We start from the raw sequence: 12943 nt of genomic DNA, 5'->3' as shown, positions 1-12943 counted from the left end.
GCCTCCCGCATAGGTGGGAGGCCCAGGGTACAACTTTTCATGCCGTTGGTCAGAAAAAACCCACAACCATCCTGGCTAAAAGTGATAAACCTCCGCCAATGCGTCCAGCTCCACGGCGGCGCTATCCATATCATACTCCCCTATACATCCAGCGACTTGCGCCAATCGCTCACGCAAACCGCCAGAGGGGAGCGCATCAAGCAACGCATTGATCAAATCGCCGCTGGCGGCGTCGGATTCCGCGACCATGCTCCGCAACAACGCCAATTGTGCGCGCCAATCGGCGTTTAACGGCGCCTCGCCGGGCTCCTGCTGAGTAATCGTTGCAACACTCTCCTCCCCCCACTCAATGGTCTCAAGCAAACGCTCCAAACGCTGCGCCGCTTCCAACAGATCAAACTGATGCGCAGCGTTGATCACCTCTTCCCAAAGGGGTTGCCACGCTTCGGGCAGAAAGTGACTCACAGGGGTCTGCTCCAGCAGGGTCAAGGCGTCCAAACGCGCGCCTCGCAACAACGCCAACGCCCGCTCCATACGGGGTTGCAACGTACTGCGCGCCTCGCCGCTCAAGCTCAATGGCGCATCGAGCAGGCGCGCGCCTCTCGATTCACTGGGCGCATCAACGCTGATCAGGGGGGTTGAGCCGATTTTCAGCGGCAGGAAAAACTGAAACAGGCTGCCTCGGCCTGGAGCGCTGCGGACGGAAATCTCCCCCCCCCATCGCCTCACACAGCCGCTTGGCGATGGTCAATCCCATTCCCAGCCCTCCGTGGGCGCGGGTCGAGGAGCCATCGGCCTGGGTGAACATCTCGAACAACTGCTCTTGCTGTTGCTGATCCATGCCTGCGCCGCTATCGCGCACGCCAAAGCGCAGCGTCGTCACCCCGACCGATTGCTGCTGCTGCTCAATCTCCAACCCTACACTGCCGCCATCGCGGGTGAACTTCACCGCATTATCACCCAAGATCGCCAAAATTTGCCCTGCGCGCTTGAGATCCCCATGCAGCGCGCGCGGAAGATTGAATGACAGATGCAGCGTCAGGGCATGGCGCTTTTTCAGCCCCTCTTCACGCACCGCCTCCCAGTAGATGGCGATCAACTCCGTCAGCGTGAAATCCCGCGCGTCCAGCACCATGGCGTTGGCGCTCAGATCCACATAATCGAGCATGCCGTCGATCAAACGCAGCAAATCCTTGGACGCTTGTTGACTGCGTCCCAAATAGTCCCGCGCGTCGGCCAGATCATCCGCCTCCTGCGCCATGTGGGTGAATCCGATAATCGCGTTCAGGGGCGTGCGCAGCTCATGGCTCATATTGGCCAGGAACTCGCTTTTGGCGCGACTGGCCGCCTCTGCGCGCGCCCGCGAGCGCTCCAGCTCATGCAGCTGACGCTCGCGCTCGGCCATGAGCATGGACAATTTCTCAGCCAGCCGCCACAACGGGTGAAAGTCACGATCCAGCCGCAACGAGGGCATGCGCGAAGAGTCGCCATCGGCCAACGTATTCAACAGTCCACTGACACGCCTCACGCTGGCGCGAATGCGCGCCGCCGCCAACAGGCTGATCAACAGCGTCATCAGCAGCACGGCCGCCGCCACATAGGTGATCTGTTCGGCTTGGCGCTGAAGATGAATCGAGCCATCGCGCACATGAGACTGTGCTTCAACGTTCAGCGCGCTGTGTAAATCCGCCACAGCAAACGCCAAACTCTCCTGCAACGCGACAATCTGCTCCACCCGCGCAGCGGCCAGATTCGGGTTCTTCACCGCCGACAGCAAGGCGTCGTCGACGCTCTGGAGATAGCGCGCCATTTGACGCCCCATGGAGTCCAGATATTGGCCCATACTGCCGCCGCCCCACGCCATCAGCGCCACGATATGCTCCAGCCGCTGTTGGAATCGCGTCTGCTGCTCCTGCTGAATGCGCATCAACAGCGCCGCCGTATAGTTGCGCTCTTCCGCGTCTAAAGTGGGGGCCTGACGTAAGAACCGCGCCACCTGTTTGCCGCTGGCCTGCAGCTCTTGGGTGCGCAGATAGAGGACATCATAAGCGGGCAATAGCGCCTGATTGAGCGTCCACTCCAGCTGCTGATGTTGCGATTGAATGGGTTGAGAGAAGACGGCGACCGCAATGACGACCAGGAGCAACGCCACAGGAGTCAAGAGAGTGAGCGCGCGAATGGAGAGTCGAGCAGGACGGACCGGCATGGCGCATATCCAGAAAGCGAGGGAAAAGGCGCGCATGAGCCAGCGCGCCAATCTACATATTGCGCAGCATATCCGGTACTTGCAGAAGAATCGACTGCAAAAGCCTCGCAAAACTCGGAAGCCACCTCACCGTCACGTCAGCGTCATTTATTATCGGAATCGCCCCAAAGCCCAAACACCCGACCGATGTGATCCAACTCTTCGGCGGCGTGTTCCAGTTCATACTGGGAAATAGGACGACGCACTCTCTGCAGAGCGGTTTTGATCGGCCCTTCCGGCAAACGTTGATGCAGAGACTGCAATGTCGAAACCGCGCCCGCGTCATACTCCTGGAGCAGCACGCGCAACTGTTGGAACAGTTCCATCACCTCGTGATCCGCCGTGACATCGGACGCCAAGTCCACGCCATCATCCACACACACGCGATCTTCCAAGATCTTCAAAGCGCGCGAGGCAACGTTAAAATCAAACAGTTTCAAGCTCTGCTCACAATGCAACCAGATCGATTTTAAATCCTGAGGAAGATATTCTCGAATATTGATCTCCCGCGCCGCATCACACGCACGCAGATCCTTCTCTTTGGTCAAAGCGAGCAATCGCTCCAGCTCTATGCGCACAGACGCGTCCAGACACGCCGCCTCCTCGCCCGGCGCAGGCGACGCGGCCATGTCGACATCAGCGTCGTCGAGCTCGGGAATCGGCGCGCCCATTTGTTGCGGGCGGCGAAGAGTCAAATGCACGCGAAACAGGCTCCCGCGCCCCAACGCGCTCTCCAGCTCAATCCGCCCCTGTATCGCTGTGCACAGTCGATTGGCGATGCTCAGCCCCAGACCGATGCCGCCATGACGCCGGGTGCTGGAGCCATCGACCTGGGCAAACGCTTCAAACAGACGCTCTTTTTGCGCCGCATCAATGCCTACGCCGCTATCGCTGATGCAAAAGCTTACGTCAAATCGATCATTGAACTCGGCCATCAGATCGATGCGCAAACCGACACGACCGCCATCGTTGCTGAACTTGATGGCGTTATCGAGGAGGATGCTAAGAATCTGCTGCAAACGCTGCTGGTCGCCACGCATTGCGCGCGGCACAGCAGGCGACATCATCAACACCACCGCCACCTCACGGGCGTGGGCCTGCGCGCTCACCGAGCGCCAGGCGCCATCCAGCGCCTCATGCAGCGCAAAGTCCATTTCTTGGATGACGAGATCATCACTGATGATATCAACAAACTCAAGTATGCTATTGATTTTATGTAGCAACTCTTGGGAAGCGCGCAAAGAGCGCGAGAGGTAGCGCTGCGCTTGCTGCAGATTCTGCGCATTTTGCGCCATCTGGCAAAAGCCAATCAGTCCATTCATCGGGGTGCGCAGTTCATGCCCCATATTGGCCAGGAATTCACCCTTGGCGCGACTGGCGGACTCAGCGGCCTCTTTGGCCTCGCGCAGGGCGGCGTTGGCGGCGCTCAGATCCTGGGTCTTTTCGCTCACCAGGGATTCCAGATGGTCGCGATACTCCGCCAGGGAGCGTTCAGCGTCGTTCTTATCGGTGATGTCAAAAAACGCGCCGACAATGCCCGCCACGTCGCCATGCTCATCACAGAACACGCCCTTGCCGTAGATCACATCGCGCAACTGGCCGTGGCGGTCCTTGACCTGGAACTCGTAGCGCTGCTTACTGGGGCTGGCCATCAGCTCCAGATCCTTCTGGTGATAGACCTCCGCCAGATCGCTGGGCCACAGCTCCTGCACCGTTTTGCCGCGAATCTGCTCGCTGGTGACGCCCAGCACTTCGCCAAACACGTCGTTACACCCCAGATAGCGCCCTTTTCGATCCTTGTAAAAGACCGCCACCGGCAGGGCGTTCAACAGGGTGTTCTGGAACGACTGCGCGCGCTTTCTCACCACTTCGGTCTTCAGCCGCGCGCGCAACACGCGGCGCTGCCCCCAGCCCACCAGAGCAGCGGCGATAAAGGCGGTCACCACGATGGTGATGGAGTGGGATTGCCACGGGGTGAGCCGACCCTGGAACAGAACCTCCTTGGCCGCCTCGTACAACAGCATGGCGGTAGCGGCCAACACTAACGCGCGCGCAATCAACAGGCGGTGCGCGCGCTTAGCCTGTTGCAGATCCAGATCGTCTTCTACTTGTGAAAACATCCTGATTTGCCACTCCCCCCGGGCGGCGAAACTGAACGCTGACGTTATTTCTTACCGCGAATCGCAGCCGCCAGCGCCCGTTGCACGCCGATGATGTTGGTGCCGCCTTTAAACTCCTTCTCAATAGGCTGTGACTGGCCGGAGACCCAAATCTTCATCTCCGCATCGTCCACGCCCAGGCCGGCGGTTTCAACAATGAATTGCGTCACCGACTTGTAGGGAATGGAGTGGTACTCCACCTTCTTGCCGGTAATGCCCTGCTTATCGACAAAAATCACGCGAAAATCGGTGAAGATGATCAAATCGCGAATCAACTTAAACGCCAGTTCAATCTGCTCGCCCTCGGCCAATACGTCTTTGAATTCGTCTTCCAGTTCATCGACGTTGACTTCAGAGGCGTTGCCCATCAACCCGCTCAGCAATCCCATTTGTGCGCTCCTGACAATACAATAGAGTGAGAAAAAACCCGGCGATTCCGCCGGGAGAATAATTTCATCACAGCCGCCGTAAGCGGCAGCCTGCAAAACCTCTTTGATTCTTCAGGAATATAGCATGTTTTCCACGCGATTACCCACTATCCGTTGTCGTTGCTCAGGAGTTTGGACAGCTCGGCGAATTTTTCCCGCATCATGCGATTTTCAAACGGCGTGATGCGCGGCGCCTGTAACGACGTAAGGGCGCGATAGCTCTCCATGGAGGTTTTCAGCATCGCCAGCAGATCGGCGCTGAGTTGCACCGTGGCGTAGGTGTTGCGCGCCAGATCCAGATCCTTCTGCACCGCGGCGCGGGCGCGCGCCACCTGACCGCGTTGCTGCTTGAGCATGTCGGCGTACAGGCGCGCGGTTTTCAGGGTGAGCTTCTGCGCCTCAAGATTGCGTTCATACACCGCGCGCCGCTGCGGGTTGCTCTCTGCGCGCAGCCCCCGCGCCGACTGGTTGCGCACGCTTTCGGTCTTGGCCGTCAACTCCGCCAGACGGGCCAGATAGCGTTGGTCAATCTGCTCGACGTACTGATCCTGCATGTGCGCCATCATCTCCAACAGCACCACGTGCATGCCGTAGTAGCGGCGGCTCTGAGCCACCGCCTCGCCGGAGGCGGCCATCAATTCCGCCAGCTGCGCAGTCACCTGCTTGAGGGTGTCGAACACCGCCGCCATGCGCACGATATCATCGGCGTCCACCCGCGCCAGCAGGGTGCGCGTCTGCTCCGGCGTCAACGTCACGCCAATAACGGCCATACGTTGGCGGAAATCCTCCTGGATGCGCGTAATCTCCGCCTCCAGATTGGCGATGATCTGCTCCTCATCGGCGATCATGCGGTCATAGCCGGAGCGGGTGACTTTCACCACATGCAGCTTGGGCGCGGTCAGACGCGCTTCACGGTATTTGACGATGTTGGCGCGCGCCTCTTCGATGCGCGCCTGATGTTCGGCGATTTTGTTTTGCAGATCGGCGATGCTGCGATCCTCCAACAACACCACGGTGTCATCGAGAATCTCGTTCAGATCGCGCCGCAGCGAGGGTTTGTCGGCGCTGAAGAAGGCGCTCTCGGGGGCTTTATCGATGCGATCGAGCATCTCCACCCCATCGTCGAGCTTTTTGAGCAGATCGTCCCACACCTGACGAAAGCGCTCCTCGCGCAGCTCCTCCTCCGAAGGCGGCTGTTCCGGCTGCTGCTCCTTGCCCATGGGATCGTTCAGCGCATCGAGGGCGCGATCGGTGAGGTCCGGCAGTTTGTCGGCGGCCTCTCGCGCCGCCTCCTTGGTCCCGCGCCACGCCTTGCCGCCAGCCTCGCGCGCCGACTCCAATCCCTGGTCGATGCTCTGTTTCCAATCCGCCTGCGCCGCCAGCGGCGTCAAGGCCAGGCCCAAGGCCAATCCCATCCACGCTCTCATCATACTGTCCTTTTTGCGCGCCCTGGGGCGCGTTATGCGTCTGCCGCGCCCCAAGGCGCGCTATAGCTCTCGTCACTGGAAAAGATCGCTTTCACTGCGTTGCGCTGGGTGTGGACGCGGCGTTCTCGCCCACTGGCGGCGGCGGCGCATTTTTGCTTGGCTCTTTGGCTTCTGAGACGTCGCGCACCGCCTCTTTGGTCCCCTGCCACACCTTGTGACTGGTCTTCTTGGTCCCCTGCCAGGCGTCTTTGCTCACCTCTTTGGTCTCTTTCCACACATCCTTGCTCACCTCTTTCGTCCCTTTCCAGGCGTCCTTGCTCACCTCTTTGGTCCCCTTCCAGACCTCTTTACTGCTCTTCTTGGTTCCCTGCCACGCCTCCTGACTGGCCTCCTTGGTCCCTTCCCAAGCCTTGCCGCCCGCCTCTTTGGCGGCGTCCAGACTCTCGCTAAAGGACTGCTTCCAGTCAGCCTGCGCCGTCGACGGCGCCTGCAGAGCCAGCGTCAACAACGCCAACGCCACCCAACCCAGTTTCCGTTGCATTGCATTCTCCTCTTCTCTCATCACGCCCCGCCTCTGGCGGTACGCGCTTTGCTTAGTTTCCATTCAAACGGCCAAGCGTTGAAATAACCGACGTCTAACCGACGAAATCCCAGTCTGACCTCTAAGCGCTCCGGCGCCGCACTTAATGGATCATATATGAAGCGCTGCCTGTTTTTACAACGTCGCGACCGCAACTATTATCCTGACATCGAAGCGGCCCTGCGCGAAAATGGCGTTGAACCCATTGCGCGCATCATCGAAACCGACGCCGACTATCATCGCACGTTGGGCGAACGCGACGCCATCGGCGCCGACTTTCTCTTCACCCACCCCTGCCTGTCGCCCGCCTTGACCCTGCTGGCGCGGGAATGGGACCTGCCCGCCATTCAGTGGGAGGTGGACAAAAATCTGAACCCGGCGTTCCTACGTCAGGTTCAATACGGCCCCAACGACATCATCCTCACCACCTACACCGAAGACATCGCCAAATTCCGCGCCGTCGGCGCGCGCTGCCACTATGTGCTCAACGCCGCCAACGTACGCCCGGACGGCTATCCCCAAGCGCAAGCCGAACCGCAATATGGCGTCAGCTTCATCGGCTCCGTGGAGGCTGGCGAGAACAACTACTACCGCCGCACCCTGGAGGGCATCGCCGCCCAGCGCGACGCCATGAACGATCAACTGCGCCGCCTGTTTGAGATTCTGCAGCAGCAGTTCCAGCGGGTATTGGATCAGCAACACGCGCTCACCTTGCAGGGGCGCTACGACGCCCCCGCAATCCTCCATGATGTGATGGCGCATACCGACGGTTTGTTGCAGATTTTCAACATGGACCCAGACTCGGCGCTGATGCTGCTCAACAAGGAGATCGCCTATCTGCAGCGTGAGCAGATGCTCAAGTCCCTGCCGCAACTGGATGCATTCGGCCCCGAGGATTGGGGCGATCTGGATTGGCCCAACGTGCGTTATCACGGTCCCGCGCCCCAATATGAACGCAGCGGCGAGATCTTCGCCGCCAGCCGCATCAATCTCTCCCTGGCGCGCATCTACGCCCGCGACGGCCTCTCAGACCGCATATTCAACGTCTTGTATGCGGGCGGATTTCTGTTGGCGGACCGACAACCGCCCCTACTGGAGGCGTTTGCGGAGGGAACCCATTTCATCGGCTACGACAGCGCCGAAGAGATGGTGGAAAAAGCCGCCTGGTACAGCGCCCATGACGCCCAGCGACGGCGCATCGCCCAGGCCGGCCGGGCGGAAGTTCACCGCGCCCACACCTTCTCGGCGCGCATCAAGCAAATTCTTGAACTCACAGGCGTTTAGATTTTTTTTTACACACCACGCACAACGCGCTTGACAGTTTTGCGCAAAAGTCGCATATGAGCATCAGGATCCACCTGTTTTGGCGACGGCGACCCCATGAACCCAGAGCGCGGCTATCTCCACTTTGTGCAAACCCGACACCCCAAAATGTGGGCGCTGATCGAAAAGACTGCGCGGGATTCGGGCTTGATCTTCATCGATGAGGCCAACGACGCCATCACCGCCAGCAATCGCCTGTTGTGGACCAATCCCATTCTGCACGACTGTCTGGCCACGCTGGTGGATCAGTGGGCCATGGAGGAGGCGCAAAACGCCCCCAACCCTTTGATGCAACTGCTGTCCAGTTCGCCGGAGTCCGCCTCGTGAACAGCGTCCAATCCAACCATGACGCCGCCGTTCAGCGCATTACCGCCATCTTTGATCAGGTGCGCGAGCCCAAGCTGAACTGGAGCATCGCCATGCTCAACCTCCTCAAGGAGGTGCGCGTGGATGACGACGGCGCCCATGTGGCGCTCAATCTGGTGTGTGATGAGGAGCCCAAGATCGCCGCCTTTCGCGCCGAAGCGCTGGCGGCCATCGCCAGCGTCTACGACGGCTCCGTTGAGTTGGAGATCGGCCATGTGCGCGTAGCCGAACAGGGGGTGGCGGGCGTGGGCCACATTCTCCTGGTGGCCAGCGGCAAAGGCGGCGTGGGCAAATCCACCGTGGCGGTGAATCTGGCGGCGGCATTGAGCGCCCAGGGTCTGAAAGTGGGCCTGCTGGACGCCGACATCACCGGCCCCAGCGTGCCCACCATGCTGGGCCAGCATGGCCGCCCGGAGACGGTGACCGACGAGCAGTTGATGCCGGTGATGGCGCATGGATTAAAATTCCTCTCGGTGGGCTCGCTCATCGCGCCGGGTCAGGCGCTGGATTGGCGCGGCCAGATGATCAGCGGAACCATCGCGCAGATGGCGCGCAAAACCGTGTGGGGCAAATTGGATGTGCTGGTGGTGGACATGCCGCCGGGCACCGGCGACGTGCACCTGACTCTGGCCTCCACCGTGCGCGCCAGCGGCGCGGTGGTGGTGACCACCCCGCAGGAGGTGGCCTGGAGCGACGTGCGCCGCGCCCTGGATCAGCTCCAGCGCCAGAAGATCCCGGTGCTGGGGGTGGTGGAGAATATGAGCCTGTTCGCCTGTGAGGCGTGCGGCCACCACAACCACCCCTTTCCGCAGGCGCAGCGCACTGCGCCGCCGGAGATGGAGATGCTGGCGCATCTGCCGCTGGATGCCGGCGCCGCGCGCGACGCTGACAGCGGCCAGCCCGCCGTATTGGCCCACCCCGAGAGCGATTATGCGCGCGCGTTTACCGACTTGGCGCATAGAATTTGGGAGAAACTGAATCTCAGCCCCACGACAAACCCTATCGCCAAGGCCGCTCAAGAAGCGAATTCATCGGCCTGAAAAAACCGCGTTTTCCGCTGACGTAGAGCATTGACAGCCGCCTGACACTCGGCCAAAATCGAGGCCAAGCAGGATGCGGACCCTGGCATGGACGCCACCTCTCTCATTTAGCACTCTCCACGCGGGTCGGCAGGGCATAGACGGCACAGTTCTGTATTCGTCCCCCCTGCAAAACAGCTCCCTCGATTTTATGGGATTCACCAGTCTGAAAGAGGGTTACCCCATGGAGATTCGCTCATCCAACGTTGGCGGCGTCCTGCGTATTGAGATGAATGGCGTCTATGACGTCTCTCAAGTCCTAAAGCTCGAAGAGAAACACCTGAAGAACAGCGGCGCCAAGCAGTGCGAAATCCACTTGCGCGGCGTGAATTTTGTCGACAGCACCTTCATCGGCACTCTGCTGATGGTGATGGATCGCTACTGCCCCAAGCTGGCGATCTTCTCCGACAGCGACATCATCGTCAAATCCCTCAAAATGGCCCAGCTCGACCGCATTATGCAGGTCACCCACACCGCCTGACCCATCGCGCCCCAGCTTACTCCCGACACAAGATTCCACGCCTGCGCGCCTGGCTTACAACGCCTGCAGCAAGGCGTCGATCACCTGCTGCTGCTGCTGCGCGCGCAGCCCCGTTGAACTGGGCAGTGGCAACACCCCTTGCCAGATGGCGTCGCTCACCGCCATCGCACTGCGCGGCGCGTCCAGGTAGGGCGTTTGCAGATGCATCGGCTTCCAGAATGGCCGCGCATCCACTCCCGCCGCGCGCAGATCATCGCGCAAGCGCGCCAAACGCTGTGTATCGCCCTCCAACATGATCCCAGAAAACCACCACGCCCCCTCTGAGCCCGACGCCTGCGCAAACGGACGCAGTTCAGGAGAAATATCGGCAAACGCCGCCACATAGCGCGCATGGATCGCCCGCTTGGCCCCCACCAACTGGGCCAGACGCTCCATCTGCGCGCACCCCACCGCCGCCTGCAGATTGGTCATGCGGTAGTTGAAACCCACCACGTCGTGGTCATATCCCGGCCCCACCCTTGCGGTGGTGGTCAAGTGCTTGACCCGCGCCAGCAGCTCAGCGTCCTGCCCCGCCACTGCGCCGCCGCCGCCACAGGTGACTGTCTTATTGCCATTAAAAGAGAAGCAGGTCAAATCCGCGCCCAGCTCCCCTACCGGCTTGCCATGACGGGTGGCCCCCAACGCCGCCGCCGCATCGCTGATCACCGGCAGCTCAAATCCCCGCGCCACCGCAGTGACCGCCTCCATACGACAGGGGTTGCCCAGCGGCTGCACCGGCAGCACAGCCGCCACCCGGCGTCCGCAAGCGCGCCGCCGCAGCACGCCATCCACGCGCTCGCACTCCTGACTCAGCGCCTGCTGCGTCATCTCCGGGTCGATGCCCCAGCCCACAGGCTCCACATCCATCAACCAGGGCGTCGCGCCACACTGCGCCACGGCGTTGGCGGTGGCGATAAAGGTGTAGCTGGGCATGATCACCAGATCATCGCGCCCCACGCCCACCGCCGTGAGCGCCGCATGCAGCGCGGCGGTGCCGGAACTGACCGCCACAGCGCCCGCACACCCAGCGGCCTCGGCCACCAGACCCTCAAAGCGATCCACAAACGCCCCCACCGAGGAGACGAAGGTGCTCTGCACGCACTCCTGCAAATAACGCGCTTCATTGCCGTTCAGATCGGGAATCGCCAACGGGATCATGCCCACCACTCTCTCTCCTCATCATGACCAGTAATACTCTGTCGCAACGGATATCTCTTGATCCCACGCCCCGCGCAGCGGACAATCACACCATCGCCTGAGCCCTGACGCTTTGTCTGAAAAGCCACCCGCGCCACAGGATTGTCGATCATATGGATGCACAGCACCTGCTGCAACAGGCCATCGCGCAACAGAGCGCCGGCCAGCTGGACGCGGCCCTCACCCTCTATGACCAGCTCCTGCAACAGCAGCCGGAACACGCTGACGCCCGCTACCTGGCGGCGTTGGCGCACATCGGTCAGGAGCGCCATGACGCCGCCCTGCCCCACTTGGAGCAAGCATTGAGCCTGCGCCCGCAGTGGATTGAGGCGCGCTTGAGTCTGGGCGAAACATTGCAACACCTGGGCCGTAGCGCTGAGGCGCTGGAGCACTATCGTGACGTCTGCCAACAGCAACCGGACAACGCCATCGCCCAGCATCGCCAGGGCGAAGCCTTTATGGATCTGGGCGAGAACGCCGCCGCCGCCAACGCATTCCATCGCGCCACCCAGATCGACCCCAATCAGGCGGCCAGCTGGATCAACCTGGGACTCTGTTTAAAGTCCCTTAAACAGTTCAATGAGGCGGCCAGCGCGTTTGTGCGCGCCATCAATCTGGAGCCGCGCAACCCCCGCGCACATGTGGATTTCGCCCTCACGCTGCTCACCGTTGGTCTGTATGAGAAGGGCTGGCTGCACTATATGTGGCGCTTCAGCTTCGCGCAGATCGCCCACTCCTTTGCGCGCCTGCCCAAATCCGCCCAACGCTGGGAGGGAGAGGATCTGCACGGCAAACGCATCGTGGTGAGTTGCGAGCAGGGGTATGGCGACAACATCCAGTTTGTCCGCTATCTGCCCATGCTCAAGGCGCGCAACCCCGCCGCATTGGCGCTGGAGTGCCCGCTCCCTCTGTTGCCGCTCCTCCAGCACTCGGAGCTGGAGGTCGATCTCTACACCATCCCCAGCGCCGTGGCGCAGATGTGCGATGGATATGATTACGCCGTCCCCCTGCTGGAGCTGCCGCGTCTGTTTGAGACCCGCGTGGAGAGCATTCCCGGCCAGTGCGGTTATCTCACGCCGGTGGCCGAGTCGCGCCAACGCTGGGCCGAACGCATTGACCGCGACGCCTTCAACATTGGCGTCATCTGGTCCGGCAAAGGGCTGCACAGCAACGACCCGGCGCGCTGGCGTTCATGTGAACTCAGCGACATGGCGCCATGGGCGGAGCTGCCCACTGATGGCGTGCGCTGGCATAGTTTGCAAACCGGCGTCGCCCACACCGAACCGCCCGGCATTCCCGGCGGCCCCGCCTTCACCGACTGGGCCCCGCTGCTGAGCGACTTCCAGGAGACCGCATCGGCCATGCTGCGCATGGATCTGGTGATCTCCATCGACACCGCCGCCGCCCACCTGGCCGGCGCGTTGGAGATCCCCACCTGGCTGCTCACGCCTTTCGCCCCCGACTGGCGCTGGGGCATCGACGCCGCAGACAACCCCTGGTACCCCACCATGCGCCTGTTCCGTCAACAGGCTCCCGGCGACTGGTCGGCGCCCGCGCAGGAGATTCGCGACGCCCTGGCGCAATGGCTCACCCAAGCAAGGCCCAACGGGGGCTGACGC

General features: G+C 61.3%; 12 protein-coding genes. 5 read left to right on the top strand and 7 right to left on the bottom strand.

Features of this window, described 5'->3' with window-relative positions:
- Positions 1-75: 75 nt before the first annotated feature.
- The 6 genes from MAIT1_RS15155 to MAIT1_RS15130 all read right to left on the bottom strand — a co-directional run bounded on the left by MAIT1_RS15155 (position 76) and on the right by MAIT1_RS15130 (position 6800).
- On the bottom strand, positions 76-570 hold the full coding sequence (locus tag MAIT1_RS15155) for a hypothetical protein (protein WP_158089533.1): 495 nt from the start codon (positions 568-570) through the stop codon (positions 76-78).
- 49 nt (positions 571-619) lie between these two features.
- Complete coding sequence (locus MAIT1_RS15150) at positions 620-2206, bottom strand: sensor histidine kinase (RefSeq protein WP_158089532.1); 1587 nt, start codon at positions 2204-2206, stop codon at positions 620-622.
- Positions 2207-2349: 143 nt separating this feature from the next.
- Positions 2350-4365 carry a sensor histidine kinase gene (locus tag MAIT1_RS15145; protein WP_085444398.1) on the bottom strand — a complete coding sequence of 672 codons (2016 nt, stop codon included), beginning with the start codon at positions 4363-4365 and terminating at the stop codon, positions 2350-2352.
- 44 nt (positions 4366-4409) lie between these two features.
- Positions 4410-4793 (bottom strand): PH domain-containing protein, encoded by a 384-nt coding sequence (locus MAIT1_RS15140; RefSeq protein WP_085444397.1) that lies wholly within the window; start codon positions 4791-4793, stop codon positions 4410-4412.
- Positions 4794-4939: 146 nt separating this feature from the next.
- Positions 4940-6247, bottom strand: a complete 1308-nt coding sequence (locus tag MAIT1_RS15135; protein WP_085444396.1) for a coiled-coil domain-containing protein — start codon at positions 6245-6247, stop codon at positions 4940-4942.
- Between the two features lie 103 nt (positions 6248-6350).
- Positions 6351-6800, bottom strand: a complete 450-nt coding sequence (locus MAIT1_RS15130; protein WP_085444395.1) for a hypothetical protein — start codon at positions 6798-6800, stop codon at positions 6351-6353.
- A gap of 156 nt (positions 6801-6956) precedes the next feature.
- Between MAIT1_RS15130 and MAIT1_RS15125 the strand changes: the two genes are divergently transcribed.
- The 4 genes from MAIT1_RS15125 (at position 6957) to MAIT1_RS15110 (ending at position 10088) form a co-directional block, all read left to right on the top strand.
- Positions 6957-8123 (top strand): glycosyltransferase family protein, encoded by a 1167-nt coding sequence (locus MAIT1_RS15125; protein WP_085444394.1) that lies wholly within the window; start codon positions 6957-6959, stop codon positions 8121-8123.
- Positions 8124-8219: 96 nt separating this feature from the next.
- Positions 8220-8489: a hypothetical protein gene (locus MAIT1_RS15120; protein ID WP_085444393.1), complete on the top strand. Its 270-nt coding sequence runs from the start codon at positions 8220-8222 to the stop codon at positions 8487-8489.
- Positions 8486-9568: an Mrp/NBP35 family ATP-binding protein gene (locus MAIT1_RS15115; RefSeq protein WP_085444392.1), complete on the top strand. Its 1083-nt coding sequence runs from the start codon at positions 8486-8488 to the stop codon at positions 9566-9568. The genes MAIT1_RS15120 and MAIT1_RS15115 overlap by 4 nt, the downstream gene beginning before the upstream one ends.
- Before the next feature lie 223 nt (positions 9569-9791).
- Positions 9792-10088, top strand: coding sequence for an STAS domain-containing protein (locus MAIT1_RS15110; RefSeq protein ID WP_143814870.1), 297 nt, complete (start codon positions 9792-9794; stop codon positions 10086-10088).
- A 54-nt stretch (positions 10089-10142) separates the two neighbouring features.
- Here the strand turns inward: MAIT1_RS15110 and MAIT1_RS15105 are convergent, their stop codons facing one another.
- Positions 10143-11285: a DegT/DnrJ/EryC1/StrS family aminotransferase gene (locus MAIT1_RS15105; RefSeq protein WP_085445909.1), complete on the bottom strand. Its 1143-nt coding sequence runs from the start codon at positions 11283-11285 to the stop codon at positions 10143-10145.
- Between the two features lie 152 nt (positions 11286-11437).
- Here MAIT1_RS15105 and MAIT1_RS15100 point away from each other — a divergent pair, with 152 nt between their 5' ends.
- Positions 11438-12940, top strand: coding sequence for a tetratricopeptide repeat protein (locus MAIT1_RS15100; RefSeq protein WP_085444390.1), 1503 nt, complete (start codon positions 11438-11440; stop codon positions 12938-12940).
- The last annotated feature ends 3 nt before the right edge of the window (positions 12941-12943 follow it).

Origin of the sequence: Magnetofaba australis IT-1 (genome assembly GCF_002109495.1) — a bacterium.
GTDB classification, from domain to species: domain Bacteria; phylum Pseudomonadota; class Magnetococcia; order Magnetococcales; family Magnetococcaceae; genus Magnetofaba; species Magnetofaba australis.
Note: the sequence above shows the minus strand (reverse complement) of the source record. Positions and strands in the feature narration are given on the sequence as shown.